Origin of the sequence: Collinsella aerofaciens, from assembly GCF_015554145.1 — a bacterium.
In the GTDB taxonomy this organism is placed as follows: domain Bacteria; phylum Actinomycetota; class Coriobacteriia; order Coriobacteriales; family Coriobacteriaceae; genus Collinsella; species Collinsella aerofaciens_AA.
Map to the genome: position 1 here is coordinate 178,926 of NZ_JADNHZ010000001.1, position 15,086 is coordinate 194,011.

13 protein-coding genes are annotated in these 15,086 nt (G+C 60.4%); 5 read left to right on the top strand and 8 right to left on the bottom strand.

Annotation, left to right across the window (positions count from 1 at the left end):
- Positions 1-83: 83 nt before the first annotated feature.
- Together I2E13_RS00805 and I2E13_RS00810 are read left to right on the top strand one after the other, a co-directional pair.
- Positions 84-1,289, top strand: coding sequence for a galactokinase (locus tag I2E13_RS00805; protein ID WP_195403902.1), 1,206 nt, complete (start codon positions 84-86; stop codon positions 1,287-1,289).
- Positions 1,280-2,908, top strand: coding sequence for a UDP-glucose--hexose-1-phosphate uridylyltransferase (locus I2E13_RS00810; protein ID WP_229057754.1), 1,629 nt, complete (start codon positions 1,280-1,282; stop codon positions 2,906-2,908). Before I2E13_RS00805 ends, I2E13_RS00810 begins: the two co-directional genes overlap by 10 nt.
- A gap of 245 nt (positions 2,909-3,153) precedes the next feature.
- Here I2E13_RS00810 and I2E13_RS00815 read toward each other — a convergent pair whose 3' ends face one another.
- The 7 genes from I2E13_RS00815 to I2E13_RS00845 all read right to left on the bottom strand — a co-directional run bounded on the left by I2E13_RS00815 (position 3,154) and on the right by I2E13_RS00845 (position 9,458).
- Positions 3,154-4,089, bottom strand: coding sequence for a hexose kinase (locus tag I2E13_RS00815; RefSeq protein WP_195403903.1), 936 nt, complete (start codon positions 4,087-4,089; stop codon positions 3,154-3,156).
- A 56-nt stretch (positions 4,090-4,145) separates the two neighbouring features.
- Positions 4,146-5,027: an aldose 1-epimerase family protein gene (locus I2E13_RS00820; protein ID WP_195403904.1), complete on the bottom strand. Its 882-nt coding sequence runs from the start codon at positions 5,025-5,027 to the stop codon at positions 4,146-4,148.
- 119 nt (positions 5,028-5,146) lie between these two features.
- On the bottom strand, positions 5,147-5,671 hold the full coding sequence (gene lacB, locus I2E13_RS00825; protein ID WP_006234831.1) for a galactose-6-phosphate isomerase subunit LacB: 525 nt from the start codon (positions 5,669-5,671) through the stop codon (positions 5,147-5,149).
- A 63-nt stretch (positions 5,672-5,734) separates the two neighbouring features.
- Positions 5,735-6,163, bottom strand: a complete 429-nt coding sequence (gene lacA / locus I2E13_RS00830) for a galactose-6-phosphate isomerase subunit LacA (RefSeq protein ID WP_006234830.1) — start codon at positions 6,161-6,163, stop codon at positions 5,735-5,737.
- A 308-nt stretch (positions 6,164-6,471) separates the two neighbouring features.
- Positions 6,472-7,485 (bottom strand): hypothetical protein, encoded by a 1,014-nt coding sequence (locus tag I2E13_RS00835; protein ID WP_147348649.1) that lies wholly within the window; start codon positions 7,483-7,485, stop codon positions 6,472-6,474.
- A gap of 416 nt (positions 7,486-7,901) precedes the next feature.
- A complete protein-coding gene (locus I2E13_RS00840) occupies positions 7,902-8,240 on the bottom strand; it encodes a PTS lactose/cellobiose transporter subunit IIA (protein ID WP_055252615.1) in 339 nt (112 codons plus the stop codon).
- Between the two features lie 213 nt (positions 8,241-8,453).
- The gene (locus I2E13_RS00845) at positions 8,454-9,458 is read right to left on the bottom strand and encodes a LacI family DNA-binding transcriptional regulator (protein ID WP_195403905.1); all 1,005 of its coding nucleotides are present in this window, start codon (positions 9,456-9,458) and stop codon (positions 8,454-8,456) included.
- 356 nt (positions 9,459-9,814) lie between these two features.
- Between I2E13_RS00845 and I2E13_RS00850 the strand changes: the two genes are divergently transcribed.
- Entirely contained in the window at positions 9,815-11,590 is a 1,776-nt protein-coding gene (locus I2E13_RS00850; protein ID WP_195403906.1) for a lactose/cellobiose PTS transporter subunit IIB, read from the top strand.
- Between the two features lie 66 nt (positions 11,591-11,656).
- Positions 11,657-13,096, top strand: a complete 1,440-nt coding sequence (gene lacG, locus I2E13_RS00855; protein ID WP_118256587.1) for a 6-phospho-beta-galactosidase — start codon at positions 11,657-11,659, stop codon at positions 13,094-13,096.
- 276 nt (positions 13,097-13,372) lie between these two features.
- On the opposite strand, the gene I2E13_RS00860 is transcribed toward lacG, so the two are convergent.
- Positions 13,373-14,401: a LacI family DNA-binding transcriptional regulator gene (locus I2E13_RS00860; RefSeq protein WP_040358938.1), complete on the bottom strand. Its 1,029-nt coding sequence runs from the start codon at positions 14,399-14,401 to the stop codon at positions 13,373-13,375.
- A 272-nt stretch (positions 14,402-14,673) separates the two neighbouring features.
- On the opposite strand from I2E13_RS00860, the gene I2E13_RS00865 reads away from it, so the two are divergent.
- The coding region (locus tag I2E13_RS00865; protein ID WP_195403907.1) for a helix-turn-helix domain-containing protein at positions 14,674-15,086 on the top strand (413 nt) is incomplete at its 3' end.

The following is a 15,086-nucleotide window of genomic DNA, read 5'->3' on the forward strand; positions in this document are numbered from 1 at the left end:
ACACTTGGTTCATGCCGCTTCAAGTTGTTAACGTACTCATAACGGCGCAAAACTCACCCTTGCGCGCCAAGGAAAGGACTCCCATGACCACCCCCGACGAAAAGGCATTCGCCGCCCTCACCAAGCTGTTTGAGGAGGAGTTTGGCCCCATCGGCGACCGCCAGGTGCTCTACGTGCATGCGCCCGGGCGCTCCGAGATCAGCGGCAACCACACCGATCACGAGGGCGGCCACGTTATCGCCGGCTCGCTCGACGTCGCCGTTGACGGTATCGCCGTGGCCACCGATTCCAACAAGGTCCGCGTCGCCGACGAGGGCTACCCCACGTTTGAGATCACACTCGACACGCTGGATGTTCAGGAGTCCGAGAAGGGCACCTCGGCAAGCCTCGTGCGCGGAATGGCCCACGAAATCGCTGCTCTGGGCGTTGAGCCCCAAGGCTTCGACTTTGCCTTTACCTGCTCCGTCCCCTCGGGTGGCGGCCTTTCTAGCTCCGCCGCTGTCGAGGCGGCTTACGGCCGCGCCATGGAGACGCTCTGGGGCGCGCCCGCCATTGAGCCCGTCACGCTCGCCCAGATGAGCCAGCGCACCGAGAACAACTATTACGGCAAGCCCTGCGGTCTTATGGATCAGGCCGCCGTATGCCTGGGCGGTCTTGCCTACATGGACTTTGAGGATCAGGCCCATCCTAAAACCCAGAAGCTCGAGCTCAACTTTGAGGATCACGGCTATGCGCTCGTGCTCGTTAAGGTCGGTGCCGACCACGTAGCCGCCACTGACGACTACGCCGCCGTTCCGCGCGAGATGCAGGACGTCGCCGCCGAGTTTGGCAAGGCGCGCCTGTGCGAGGTCGACGTCGCCGACTTTGACGCCAAGCTCCCTGAGCTGCGCGCCAAGCTGGGCGACCGCGCCTGCCTGCGCGCCGTTCACTACTGGTACGAGAACGGCCTGGTCGACAAGCGCTGGGCAGCTCTGAACGCCGGCGACATTGACCAGTTCCTGGTCCTGACGCGCGAATCCGGCGCCAGCTCCGCCATGTACCTGCAGAATGTTGTTGCCAAGCTGGGTTCCGAGCAGCCTTCCATGTATGCCTTGGCACTGGCCGAGCATGTGCTCGACGGCCGTGGCGCCGTTCGTATTCACGGCGGCGGCTTCGGCGGCACCATCCAGGCCTTCGTGCCGCTCGATCTGGTCGACACCTTCATTGCCAAGATGAACAGCTGGCTGGGCGAGGGCTCTGCCCGTCACTACGCCATCTCTGACAAGGGGGCTTATGCGGCATGGCTGTAATGACCGACGTGCGCGAGGCTGCACAGAGCCTCATCGAATATGCCATCCACCGATCGATGATCGGACAGGACGATCGCATCTGGGCATACAACACTATTTTGGAGTGCATCGGCGCCACGGGCCCCGCGCTCGACATGGCTTGGGCGCTCAAGACCGAGAAGATTTCGCTCTTGCACCCCGATACGCTCCCCGACTTTGACCTGGAGGGCACGCTTGCCGCGCTTTCCGAGGCCGCCGTTACCAACGGTGCCGCCGAGGACACGGCGTCGGGCCGCGACCGCATCGCCATGCACATCATGGGCGTACTCATGCCGAGGCCTTCGGTTGTAAACGAGGAGTTCAACGGACGTATGGGCGTCAACGAGCCCCGCGCCGCGACCGACTGGTTCTACGGCCTGTGCTGCGACGCCGGCTACGTGCGCCGTGCCGCCATCGCGCGCAACATCAAATGGAGCACCCCCACCAACTGGGGCGATCTTGAGATCACCATCAACCTCTCCAAGCCTGAGAAGGACCCACGCGATATCGCCGCGGCTGGTGCCGCAAAGAACACGGGCGAGAAGTATCCCGCCTGCCAGCTCTGCATCGAAAACGAGGGCTATCCCGGACGCTCCGCCGCAGCCGACGGCGGCGCTCACCCCGCTCGCCAGAATCTGCGCATTATCCCCATTGAGCTCAACGGCGAGCGCTGGGGTTTCCAGTACAGCCCGTACGCGTACTTTAACGAGCATTGCATTGCCATGAGCTCCGAGCATCGTCCGATGCACGTCGACCGCAAGGGCCTGACCTGCCTGCTCGACTTTGTGGACCTGTTCCCGCATTACTTCATCGGCTCCAACGCCGACCTGCCCATCGTGGGCGGCTCGATTCTGTCGCACGACCACTTCCAGGGCGGCGCGCACGAGTTCCCCATGATGCACGCAGCCGAGGTCTCGCAGTTTAGCGTGCCCGGTTTTGACGAGGTCAGCGGTACCGTGCTGCAGTGGCCACTCTCTGTGCTGCGCCTGCGCTCGCACGACCGCGCTCAGCTGCTCGGCGCTGCCGAGAAGATTATCCTCGCCTGGCGCGAGTGGACCGATGAGTCTGTGGGCGTTATCGCGCACACAGCCGATGGCGTGGCGCACAACACCGTGACGCCCGTCATTCGCCGCGTCGACTCCCGCGGCAACGCCGGCGGCGAAATCTACGAGGCCTACCTGGCGCTTCGCTGCAATATCACGACCGACGAGCACCCGCTGGGCGTTTTCCACCCGCATGCCGAGTATCACCACATTAAGAAGGAGAACATCGGCCTGATTGAGGTCATGGGCCTGGCCATTCTGCCGCCGCGCCTGGTTCCCGAGCTCGGCACTGTCCGCGAGCATCTGCTGGCGGCCAAGGCCGATGCCAGCTACGACCTTGCCGCTGCGCTCGAGGGCGACGACCTGTGCCGCAGCCATGCCGCGTGGGCCGAGGATGTTTTTGCCCGCCGCGCCGACGAGCTTACGGCGGATAACGCCATCGATATCCTGCACGAGGAGGTCGGCGTGGTGTTTGGCCACGTGCTCGACAACGCCGGCGTCTTTAAATGGGACGAAGCCGGCCGCGCCGCCCAGCAGCGCTTCATCAACTCGCTGTAGCATACGAGTTCGAGCCTCATCAGCGGCCACGACATAACCGCCCACACGACAACGGCGCCCGCCGGCAACATCGCCGACGGGCGCCGTTTTATTGGTTAGTCATTGGGGACGCTCTTAAACGACTAGTCAAACAAGAACGTCCCCGACGACTAATGACTCGAGCGTGGAAAATCTCCCTCTTTGAGCTCGTATGGGCACCAAAAGCGGGAGATTATCCACGCTCATTCTATTAGGAGTCACAACCGCTACAACTCTACGACCTCAACGTTGTTGTAGATCTCGTCCCAGCGGTCCATGACCAGGTGGCCGGTCTTGGGATCCATGGCGTTGAGCTTGCCGCAGGTATTGGCGGTCTTGAGCACCGTGACGTCGTCGGCACCAGCAGCAATGGCATGCGCAAAGCCGGCGATGGTCGAGTCGCCGGAACCCGTCGCGTTCACAGCCGCAATCGCGGGCGTCTTGGCGCGGAACGCGCGACCCTCATGGAAGCCCACCGAACCGGCAGCGCCCATCGAAACGACAACCCAGGGAATATCGGCAAAGCGGCCATCGGCGGCAAGCGCCTCGCGCAGGGCATCGACATCATCGGTCGTAAAGGACATACCCAGCAGGCCGTTAATCTCGGTCAGGTTGGGCTTTACGAGCTCAGGCTTAGCGTCGGACTCCAGCGCGGCCTCCAGCGATGCACCCGAGGTGTCGAGCAGCACCTTGGCGCCCGCCTCCTCGGCGATCTTGACGAGCTCGGCATAGTAGCCGGCATCGACACCACGCGGCAGCGAGCCCGAAAGCGTCACAACGTCCGCCTTCGCCGCAAGCTCGGCGAACTTGGCCGTAAAGGCCTCGAGCTCGGCCGGGGCGATCTGCGGGCCGCTCTCCAGCAGCTCGGTCTGATTACCCTCGTGCAGGATATTCAGGCAAATGCGCGTCTCACCGGCGATGGGCACAAAGTCGTTCTTGACGCCGTCGGCATCCATAAGCTCGGCCATATAGGCACCCATGTGGCCGCCGAGCAGGCCGGTCGCGAGCACATCGTCGCCCAACTGCAGCAGCACGCGGCTCACGTTGAGACCCTTGCCGCCAGCGGTCTTTTCGGGCGTCACGCGGTTCACGTCGTCGATGATCAGCTTGTCGAGTTGATAGCGCGTATCGATCGACGGGTTCATGGTAACGGTCAGAATCATGTTGAACTCCTGTTTCCGGGGCACGACGTGTGCGACCCCAAACATACGATAGCTCTTTAAAGGATCTCGATCTCAAAACCGCGGGTGACGGTCTCCCCCGGCTTGGCAACCAGGCAGCCACGCTTGTGCTCCAGAATATCGTCCTCGTCGGAGCAGGTGGACAGGCCGCCCCACGGTTCCACGGCCACAAAGTCGCCTTCGGGCTTGCTCCACACAATCAGGTACGGCATATCGCGGAACGTTAGGCGCACGCCCTTGTCCTCGGTTTTCTTGGTCAGCGTAACCACGCGGCTCTCGAGCACGTCGAAGATGGTCTCGGCAAAGTCAAAGAGTTCGTGGGTCAGCGGCAGGTTCTGGCCGATCATGGGGTTCTTGCTGCGATGCTCAACATCAATCAGGCCCGTCGAGGGAACGGCAGTACAGAGCTCGGCGGCCTCACGCTGCTCAAAACGAAGCTCGTAATCGTCATAGGACTCGCCCTCGTCGAGCGGGCACGTAAAGCCGGGGTGACCGCCCACAAAGAACGGCATGTCCTCGGTACCCTCATTGGTCACCTCGTACGACACGGCCACCTTTTCCGAATCGATCGCGTAACGAGCAACGATCTTAAACGGATACGGGTACTGCTCGAGCAACTCGGCATGGTCGGCAGAGCTCAGGCTCAGCGCAACCATGTTATCGCCCTGCTCCTCGAGCTTCCACTCCTGCTTGCGAGCAAAGCCGTGGCGGGCGAGCTTTACCTCGCGGCCGCCCACGGTCATCGCGCGGCCGTCACGAAGGCCGCCGCAGATCGGAAAGCAAATGGGCGCCTGGCCCGACCAAACCGCCGGGTCACCCTGCCACAGGTACTCACGATCGTTGGCTTTAATCGAAGTGAACGATCCGCCAGCCGTGCTCAGTGCCACGCGAACAGAACCGTTATCAAGAACAAACTCCATAGGAGCCTTCCCTTTCGTACGCCAGCCCGCCGAGTCAGTGGGGCTGATAGAAAACCGGCCCGCGCCCCCTCACAGAAACGCGAGCCGTCAACGGACTAGTAAATTACGCCGGATACCCGCTAGTCATGGTATTCGCCGCGGTCCCACTTCTCGAGGAACTCGTCAAAGAAGTGCGGGTCAGCCTGAGCCTCGGCGTCGGCCTTATTGCAAGCGTCAATCTTGGCGATCAGGGCGTCGTGCTCGGGAGTCTTCTCGTAGGGCTCCTCCAGGAAGGCAAGCATAATGTCGGCCATCAGGAACTCACCGGTGATCTTACCGCCAAAGCCCACGATGTTGGCGTTGAGCTCGCGACGGGCATACAGGGCAGAGGTCATGTCGCGAACCAGGGCGCAGCGAGCGCCGGGAACCTTGTTGACGGCGTTGGTGATGCCGATGCCGGTGCCGCACAGGGCCACGCCAAAGTCGGCCTTGCCGCTGGCAACAGCCTCGCCCACGGCCTTACCGTAGATGGGATAGTGCGTACGGGTGTGGCTGTAGGTGCCGCAGTCGAGCACCTTGTAGCCAGCCTGCTCCAGGCGGTCGGCCAGATAGATCTTCTCGTCCGTAACGATATGGTCGCAACCGATTGCGATGGTCTTCTTCATCAGAACGTCCTTTCGTCTGAATTCACAAGTTGAGATAGAAGTTCGAGTTCTCGGTGGCTCTCGTTAGGCCATCTTGTTGAGCATGTCGACACGGATCTGGTGACGGCCGCCGGCGTACTGGGCGCGCAGGAACTCGCGGGCGATCTTCTTGGCGACCTCGGTGCCCACAACGCCCGGGCCCATGGTGACCATGCGCGAGCCGTTGTGCTCGCGGGTCATGTAGGCGGAACGCTCGTCGGAAATGTTGGCGACGACCATGCCCTTGATCTTGACGGCGGCCATATAGGAGCCGACGCCGTACTTATCGAATGCGAAGCCCTGGGAATCCTTGTGCTCCAGCAGGTCCTTGGCAACGGCGGTCGCGGAATCGACAAAGTCCGCGGCAGGGGTCTCGGAATAGTCGACGACCTCGTGACCGTCGGCGATGAGCATCTCCTTGATGGACTCCTTCATCGACATACCGTCGGCATCGGAAGCGATTACAACCCTCATGACATCCTCCTTGAGAGATACGCAGGTGCGTAGTTTCTGTTTGGAAGTGTTGAATCGCGCTCAGGTCCGGGCATCTGAATGTGCGGTTCTTCACTGTTCATGTTTATTTGAACACATTCGAACATAGGTTGCAACCATTATTTGTTTAACTTTGTTCTTTTTTGAACAAATACCGTTCACGGATGATTGCCGACCGTTTGAGCCCGGCGCAGACGTAGCGACCATGTGTTCAACAAACAAAAGGGCGGCCGAGAACGTGTCTCGGCCGCCCCTTCGGCGGTATTCCCCGGTATATACAGCTGTTTTAGCTACTCAGACTGCCTGTTCTTCTTGGCATGTTTGGACGGAGCGCTCAAGAAACGACCCGTCAGATAGTTCGCGGGACCGGAGATATCAATCCCCAGCAGGGTGTGGCCCAGCCACAGAAACGCCACAAGCACCAGCAGCGGGATAACGCACGAGGTCACGATCATCACGATGACGCCTTCGATCAAATCGGTCACCTGCTGCACGATCTCATCGGTCATTTGCTTGGCACCACTGGTTACCGACGTGACCAGGCTCGAGGCACCGTCGGCAAGCTGTTCAAGCACGTTCTTGGACTCTGTGGACTCGGTCTTTTTCTTGCTTGCTTTGGAGCTGTCGCTATCTGCCGCACTCGCAGCGTCGGCCGCCTTTTGCTCGGCTGCCTCGATGCTCACTCGATACGTTTCGTCGACCTTTTGCGACACCCATACGCTTGCAGGCACCAACGCCATGCCGATCATGGCAACCACCAGCACGCGAGTCGCCACGCGGCGCAGGACGGCGCTCGTGCTCCAGCGCCCATGAATGCCAAGCGACACCGCAAAGAGCACCAACGCAAACGGGATTAAGATGCCTAGGCCAACCGACCACAAAATAGTCAGCAGATATTTCTCGAGATAGAGCACGGCAAGCACGATGCCCAAGTTGCCTGAAAGCTGCGCGAGCTGCTCGGCAACCGGCGTTCCCGTATCACCCGGCAGCGCGGTAATGCCCGCAGATAGCGCCACGCACGAGGTCGTGAGCGCCAGTACGTTACCTTTCTTTTGATCGATGACCTCGATGGTGGAGTCCCAAGTCTTGGTATCGGCAAAATGCGGACGAGCTACAAAGCCCGACAGCAGCGCCAGCACCACGAGCGCAACGATAAAGCCAATCTGCAGCTTTTTGTTTGCGCACACGACATCGGACAGGCTGGGCTGCAGCTCGGTTACCGTCGTATGCTCGGTTATCTGGACAGGACGCCCATGAGCCATCTCATACGCGTCTCTTTTTTGAATTGATCCGTTGTCCGGCATTTGGATACCTCCTCATTCCGGCCTGTATTGCGGTGGAAAGTATACCCACCCATCGAAAAACTGAACGGCAGGAGGTGCAACAGGCTGCTGCATGATCCGCCCGCCATGAAATGGGCCCATCTACTACGTTTAACCGCCCATCCCCGACCATGCCACAAAGCGGAAAAACAAAACCGCAGGTAGAAGTCCTGCGGTTTTTCATGAAACGCGGGTGTGTTCGAGGGTATCGGGTTAAACGTAGTAGATGAGCCAGTTTCGTGGCGAGCGCTGCCAACCGATCCTCCGGGGACGGGAAAAGCGGGTCATTTGGGGCTGTCGGCCCCTATTTCGCCGCAACCTAGATAGGTGAGATACAGAAAAACCCTGCCGCGGATAGCGGCAGGGTTTTTGGAAGGGGACGAGGTTGTGCGAGCTCGTTAGGCGAGCTTGGCCTCGAGCTCAGCGATGCGCTTGTAGGCATCGATGGTAAAGCGGGCCTGCTTCTCCAGGATCATAGTGGTCATGAGAGTGTCCTGAGCGTGAGCCATGATGAAGGTCATCTCCATCTCGCCGCCGCCGGCCTCCTGCGAAAGCAGCTTGGTCTGCGTGTCATGGGCGCCGATAAGTGCATCGCTGGCATCCTTGTGCAGCTGTTCGGCCTTCTCAAAATCACCCTCGCGAGCAGCATCGAGCGCTGCAAGCAGATCGGTCTGGGCGTCACCTGCGTATGCGACAATCTCGAATCCAACCATCGAGATTTCTTCTTTGGTTGCCATATTGCGTTCCTTTCACATATGAACCAATCGAGAGCATCGCGTCCGGGCATACGCGCTGCGTTCTGTATGGCAGAAACATTAACATTCAAACAAAAAAGAACAGCGCAAAACGTAATTTCAAGCTATGAACGGTCATTTTTCGCCCGTGAACGGTTTTTAAACCAATCTGAACAATATCGAACACAGTTAGCGGCAACCCAAACAGGTCCGCCTCTAGCGTACATCGCGCACCGTATCGCCCTCTACGAGCACGCCGGGGATCAGCATGTGCTCCACGCCAGACGCAACCCCCTCGGCACCGGCGATCTTGTCGACCGCCCACATGCCGACACGCCTGTTGTTAAAGCGCACCGTGGTCAGGCGACGGTCGGGCACGATGTCGCCCAGGCTGTCGTCAACACCCACTACGCTCACGTCCTGGGGCACGCGTTTCCCGCGCGACTCGAGCCCGCGAATGCAGCCGTAGGCCATGGCATCGTTGGAAGCATAGATGGCGGTACAGGTCGGATCGTACGCTAGAGCCTGACCGGCAGCATATCCGCTCTGTGCCGTCCAATCGCCACGGACGAGTCGCGGCGGCTCAATACCATGTGCGCGCAGTGTCTCACGCCAGCCTTCCTCGCGCTGCATGCCCGAAAGCGAGCGCTCGGGGCATGAGATAAAGTGCACGGTCTTGTGCCCCTGCTCCAACAAGTACTCGACCACCTGGCGCGAGCAATCGAACTGGTCGTTATCGACCGTTGAACAGAGCGGGTGCTCCAGCATGGTAACGAGCACCGTCTGCATGCCGGGCAGCGGCTCGAAGGTGCCAAAGTCCGCCGGCATGCGATTCATGATCACAACCATGCCATCCACCGGCAGCGCGCTCATGCGCGACGATGCACTCTCGAGGGTATACGGATGCCCGTCTACTTTAGTTAGGGTGATGGCATAGCCATGTTTGTCGGCCGCGGCGGCAAAGCCCTCCATGCGGTCGAGGTTGCCGGTGCCGGTAATGTTGAACATGGCGACGCCGACGGTCTTAAACTTGCCGCGGCGCAGCGATCGACCGGCAAAATTGGGTCGATACCCCAGCTCGCGCATGGCGGCACGCACGCGCTCCTTGGTCTCGGGGCGCACGCTGGGCGAATCGTGCACGGTGCGCGAGACCGTCTGCTCCGAGACGCCCGCGAGACGCGCCACGTCCTTAACGGAAACCGATTTTTTAACAGCGGCCATAGGTCGATCTTTCTATGTCAACGATGCCATTGGCGGCACCCTACGCAGTCAAATGAACGCCTTCAAGTATATCCAACACCTCCCCCACAATACGTTTACCACCCAAAACCTACCGTTCACCGACAATCTTGCTTCCCCGAACGGCTTTTGTCGCCCAAATGTTAACGTTGCCATTGCGCAACCACAGAGCCACCGGGCGGCTCAAACGTTTACGCGTAAGGAATCGATGGTTCGCAGGCACAGGAACCACTGGTTCGCGTCTTTATTTGTGTCGCAAAATGGCAACGTCAACATTTTGGCAACCGAACGCCAAAAGCTACCATCGTTGCTAACCCACCGACTCTTAGGAGCATTGCATGGAGCAACTCATCGCCATCATCGAAAAGGGCCAGCCCTTTTTCAACGCGATCGCCCGCAACAAGTACCTCAAGGCGATCCGCGACGGCTTTATCTCCGTCATCCCCATCATCATCTTCTCGTCCATCTTCTGCCTGGTAGCCTCGGTCCCCAACATCTGGGGTTTCTACTGGCCCGATGACATCAACAACGCCCTGTGGAAGTGCTACAACTACTCCATGGGCATTCTGGCCATCGCCTGCGCCGCCACCACGGCCAAGCACTTCGCCGACGCCCAGAACCGCGATCTACCCAAGAACAACCAGATCAACTTCATCTCGTGCATGTGCGCAGCCATCATCGGCTTCTTGCTCCTTTCGAGCGACACGATCGCCACGGATGCTGCCAGCGGCTTCAACACCACCTACCTTGGTTCCAAAGGCCTGTTGACCGCCTTTATCGCTGCGTTTGTGACCGGCATCATCTACAAGTTCTTCATTAAGCGCAACATCACCGTCAAGATGCCCGAGCAGGTTCCGCCCAACATCTCGCAGACCTTTAAGGACATCATCCCCTTCTCCGTCTGCATCACCGTCTTTTGGGTCTTTGACATCGTCTTCCGCGCTGCCTTTGGCTTCTGCTTTGCCCAGGGCGTCATCCAGGTGTTCCAGCCCCTGTTCACCGCTGCCGACGGCTACATCGGCCTCGCTGTAATCTACGGCGCCATGAGCCTCTTCTGGTTCGTGGGCGTCCACGGCCCTTCGATCGTCGAGCCCGCCATCGCCGCCGCTCTCGTTGCCAACATGACCGACAACCTGGCTGCGTTCCAGGCCGGCCAGCACGCTTCCGCTGTCCTGACCCAGGGTGCCCAGTACTTCGTCGTCTGCATGGGCGGCACCGGTGCCACGCTCGTCCTGGTCTTTATGTTCTGCTTCCTGGCCAAGTCTCAGGAGATGCGCGCCGTCGGTAAGGCCGCCATCGTCCCGGTCTGCTTTGCTGTCAACGAGCCGCTGCTGTTCGCCGCGCCCATCGTGCTCAACCCCGTCTTCTTTGTCCCGTTTGTCTTTGCTCCGATCGCCAACATCTGGATCCTCAAGATCTTTATCGACTTCTTGGGCATGAACGGCTTTATGTACACCCTGCCCTGGACCGTTCCCGGCCCCATCGGCACCATCATGGGCTTGGGCTTCCAGCCGCTCGCCTTTGTGATGCTCGCCCTCATCTTGGTCGTCGACTTTGTCCTGTACTATCCGTTCTTCCGTGCCTATGACGCCCAGAAGTGCGCCGAGGAGGCCGAGATCTCCCAGGAGGAGCTCGCCGCCAAGAACGCCGAGAAGGCCGCCAAGCTCAACGACGCCTTCCAGGGCAAGGCCGATGCCAAGAGCGTTGCCGCCGGCGCCGCAGCCGAGGCCGTGAAGGCCGACGCCCCTGCCGCTTCTGCAGCACCCGCTGCCGAGGCAACGACCGCCAGCGACCTCAACGGCAAGCGCGTGCTCGTGCTCTGCCAGGGTGGCGGAACCTCGGGCCTGCTCGCCAACGCACTGGCCAAGGCCGCCAAGGAGCGCGGCATCGATCTTGAGACCGCTGCCGACGCCTATGGCAACCACGTGGACATGCTTCCCGACTTTGACCTGGTCGTCCTGGCCCCGCAGGCTGCCAGCTACCTGGCCGACCTGCAGAAGGACTGCGAGCGCGTGGGCAACAAGTGCGTAGCCTGCCGCGGTAAGCAGTACATCGAACTCTCCCAGAACGGCGACAAGTCTCTCGCCTTTGTGAGCGAGCAGCTGTCGAAGTAAGTAACGCTTAGGGCCAGCCGACTATCCAAGACCGGCTGGCCTTTCGATTTAAACGATTGGATCATCATGTCCGTTAACCCTGCTAGCGTCACCAACCCGCCTGCGCAGTTTCCCGAGGACTTTGTCTTTGGCGGCGCCACCGCTGCCTACCAGGTAGAAGGCGAGACCCGCACCCACGGAAAGGGCAAGGTCGCCTGGGACGACTTCCTGGAGGCCCAGGGCCGTTTCTCCCCCGACCCCGCCTCCGACTTCTACAACCAGTACCCCGTCGATCTGGAGCTGTGCGAGGAGTTCGGCATCAACGGCATCCGCCTCTCCATCGCCTGGAGCCGTATCTTCCCCGAGGGTACTGGCAAGGTAAACCCCGAGGGCGTGCAGTTCTACCACGATCTCTTTGCCGAGTGCCACAAGCACCACGTTGAGCCGTTTGTCACGCTGCATCACTTTGACACGCCGCTGCCCCTCTTTGAGAAGGGCGACTTCCTCAATCGCGAGACCATCGACGCCTTTGTGGACTTTGCCACCTTCTGCTTTAAGGAGTACGCCGACCAGGTGACCTACTGGTTCACCTTTAACGAGATCTGGGCGGACGCCTCCAACACCTACATCGAGGGCACCTTCCCCGGCGGCGTCAAGGCGCATCTGGCCGAGGCCTTTCAGTGCGAGCACAACATGATGCTCGCCCACGCCAAGGCTGTGCTGGCCTTCCACAACGGCGGCTTTAAGGGCAAGATTGGCGTCATCCAGTCGCTGGAGTTTAAGTACCCACTCAACGAGAACGACCCCGCCGACATCAAGGCCGCCAACAACGAGCACGTGCTGCAGAACCAGTTCTTGCTCGACGCCACCTTCCGCGGCGACTACGCGCCCGACACTCTCGAGTGCGCCAACCGCTTGGCCGCCATCTCGGGCGGCACCATCGAGATCCTGGACGAGGACCTCGAGATTATGCGCGAAGCAGCACTCTACAACGACTACCTGGGCGTTAACAACTACCAGTGCCGTTTTTTGAAGGCTTACGATGGCGAGAACGACCTGCACCACAACGGTACGGGCGAGAAGGGCACCGGTCGCTGGCGCGTCAAGGGCATTGGCGAGCATGTGAACAAGCCCGGCATCCCCACCACCGACTGGGACTGGATCATCTATCCCGAGGGCCTGTTCGATCTGCTCGTCTACATTAAGCAGCGCTACCCCAACTACAAGCAGATCTTCATCACCGAAAACGGCATGGGCTACAAGGACCCCTACAAGGACGGTTTTGTGGACGACCAGCCGCGCATCGACTACATCGAGCAGCACCTGCGCTGGCTGCTTAAGGCCATGGAGGTGGGTGTCAACGTGGGCGGTTACTTCCTGTGGAGCCTGCAGGATCAGTTCTCCTGGACCAATGGCTACAACAAGCGTTACGGCTTCTTCTACGTTGACTTTGAAACCCAGAAGCGAACGCCCAAGGCAAGCGCATACTGGTACAAGCACGTAGCGCAGACCCGTCGTCTGGACTAGCGGCTTGCGACAAGCGGTTGGCGGAATTGCACCGCCCACATAACCTGTCCCCATTTCTCAGCCGGGGGCGGCACGTCACACGGCGCGCCGCCCCCGGCCTTTTTGGGCGGTTCGGGGTCTGTTTGTCTCAATCTGTAACATCTAGCCGAGTTTTTGGGTCCTAGCTGTTGCAGATTGAGACGAACAGGATTGCTCTTTCCGAAGAATCTAAATCTGTAACACGTAGCCCGCTTTTGACCGTCTACCTGTTACAAATCGAGACAAACGGAGTAGGACCTAACCCCGTATGTCCCTAACAGTCGAGCGTTCGACCAGCGTGCTCGGCACATGAATCGCCTCGATAGACGAGCTCTCTCCAATCGCCGCCTCAAACGCAAGCTTACCGACACCGCGCAAATCAAATCGCAGCGTCGTCAGCCGATTGTGAGGAACAAGTCCCTCGAGTGCGTCGTCGATACCAACCACGCTCACGTCGTCGGGCACGGACAGGCCCGCGTTCTCGAGCGCGGCGATAACGCCCAGCGCCATCTGGTCATTTGCCGCAAGCACGGCAGTCGGCGCCTGCGACCCGCCGGCAAGCACCTCGGCCGCAATCCGCTCGCCCATGGCGTACCCACTGTCCGCACTCCAATCGCCGCGCAGCATCGGAGCGGCATCGACATGAGCACGACCCAGCGTATCGCGCCAACCGGCCTCACGAAAACGCGAGGAAATCGAGTTTTCCGGACCCGCCACAAACCGCATATTCGAGTGACCATGTTCCAGCAGATAATTGGTCAACAGCTCGCACGAACCATACTGGTCGGAGTCGATCGTCGTGCAGCGCGGATGCGCATACATGGACAGGATGACCGTTCGCACTCCCGGCTGGGGAACAAACTCCTCAAAATCGGGAGCCATGCGGTTCATGTTGAGAATCATGCCGTCGACGGGTCGCTCGACCATGCGGCGCGAGGCATCGGCAAGTGCATAGGGCTTGTCGCCGCCCATCTCGATCATAGTGACGGCAAAATCGTGCTCGCGCGCCGCTTGCATGATACCCTCGAGCGTCGCCAGGTTACCGACACGTGTGATGTTGTACATGCACAGGCCAATAGAACGATACGACCCGCCGCGCAACGCCGCTCCAGCAAAATTGGGACGAAAGCCCAGCTCTTCCATGGCGGCCAGCACACGCTTGCGCGTCTTTTCCGTCACGTTGGGCATACCGTTGACCACGCGAGACACAGTCTGGCGGCTCACGCCAGCGAGCGCCGCAACCTCTGCCGCGCTCGCCGAACGACCATTCCTTGTCTGCTGATCCATGCCTTCCACGCTAACCTGCTTCCCAACTATTCCCCGCGCCCATGGCGCATCGTACATACATTGATAACGTGCTCATGATACCCGAGCCATATACCACAACATGAAAACTTCTGTCAATCAAAACCGCTTACCGAACAAACCTTGATTCTCATCTTCATTGCAACAGGCTCAGGACTCAGCGCAACGCGTTGCGCTGAGTCCTGAGGCGCGAATCCGGGTAGGCAACCCCAGAGGGGCCGGAATCCCCCGGCCCGCGATGGAGGGAGGCCGAAATGTCCAGACCGAAGCCGTCCGGAAGGTCGTACGGGAGGCTCACGAGGCATGAGAGGAGCACGGTCGAGAGGATGCTCGACCTCAACCGCAGCGCCCGCGAGATCGCCGCGGAGCTCGGCAGGTCGCCATCGACCGTGACCAGGGAGGTGGCGGCGCACCGCTACGTCACGGCGCCGCGCTCGCGCTACGGCGAGCCCGCGCCCGCGGACCTGTCGGGGGCCTGCCCCAGGCTCTCCGCGTGGCCGAGGTGCTGCAACGGCTGCTCGCACAGGAGGGGCTACGGCTGCTCGAGGAGGCCCAGGGTGTTCTACAGCGCCAGGAGGGCGCAGGAGGCGGCCGACGCCGAGCTCTCGGGCAGCAGGTCCGGGATCGACGAGACCGAGGAGGGCGCCGCCGCCAAGCTCGCGGCCAT

Excerpts from the sequence above, each read along its gene's own strand:
- I2E13_RS00835 (WP_147348649.1), bottom strand. The coding sequence starts at position 7,485 with ATGCCGGACAACGGATCAATTCAAAAAAGAGACGCGTATGAGATGGCT.
- I2E13_RS00860 (WP_040358938.1), bottom strand. The coding sequence starts at position 14,401 with ATGGATCAGCAGACAAGGAATGGTCGTTCGGCGAGCGCGGCAGAGGTT.
- I2E13_RS00820 (WP_195403904.1), bottom strand. The coding sequence starts at position 5,027 with ATGGAGTTTGTTCTTGATAACGGTTCTGTTCGCGTGGCACTGAGCACG.
- I2E13_RS00845 (WP_195403905.1), bottom strand. The coding sequence starts at position 9,458 with ATGGCCGCTGTTAAAAAATCGGTTTCCGTTAAGGACGTGGCGCGTCTC.
- lacG (WP_118256587.1), top strand. The coding sequence starts at position 11,657 with ATGTCCGTTAACCCTGCTAGCGTCACCAACCCGCCTGCGCAGTTTCCC.
- I2E13_RS00810 (WP_229057754.1), top strand. The coding sequence starts at position 1,280 with ATGGCTGTAATGACCGACGTGCGCGAGGCTGCACAGAGCCTCATCGAA.
- I2E13_RS00815 (WP_195403903.1), bottom strand. The coding sequence starts at position 4,089 with ATGATTCTGACCGTTACCATGAACCCGTCGATCGATACGCGCTATCAA.
- lacB (WP_006234831.1), bottom strand. The coding sequence starts at position 5,671 with ATGAAGAAGACCATCGCAATCGGTTGCGACCATATCGTTACGGACGAG.
- lacA (WP_006234830.1), bottom strand. The coding sequence starts at position 6,163 with ATGAGGGTTGTAATCGCTTCCGATGCCGACGGTATGTCGATGAAGGAG.
- I2E13_RS00805 (WP_195403902.1), top strand. The coding sequence starts at position 84 with ATGACCACCCCCGACGAAAAGGCATTCGCCGCCCTCACCAAGCTGTTT.
- I2E13_RS00840 (WP_055252615.1), bottom strand. The coding sequence starts at position 8,240 with ATGGCAACCAAAGAAGAAATCTCGATGGTTGGATTCGAGATTGTCGCA.
- I2E13_RS00850 (WP_195403906.1), top strand. The coding sequence starts at position 9,815 with ATGGAGCAACTCATCGCCATCATCGAAAAGGGCCAGCCCTTTTTCAAC.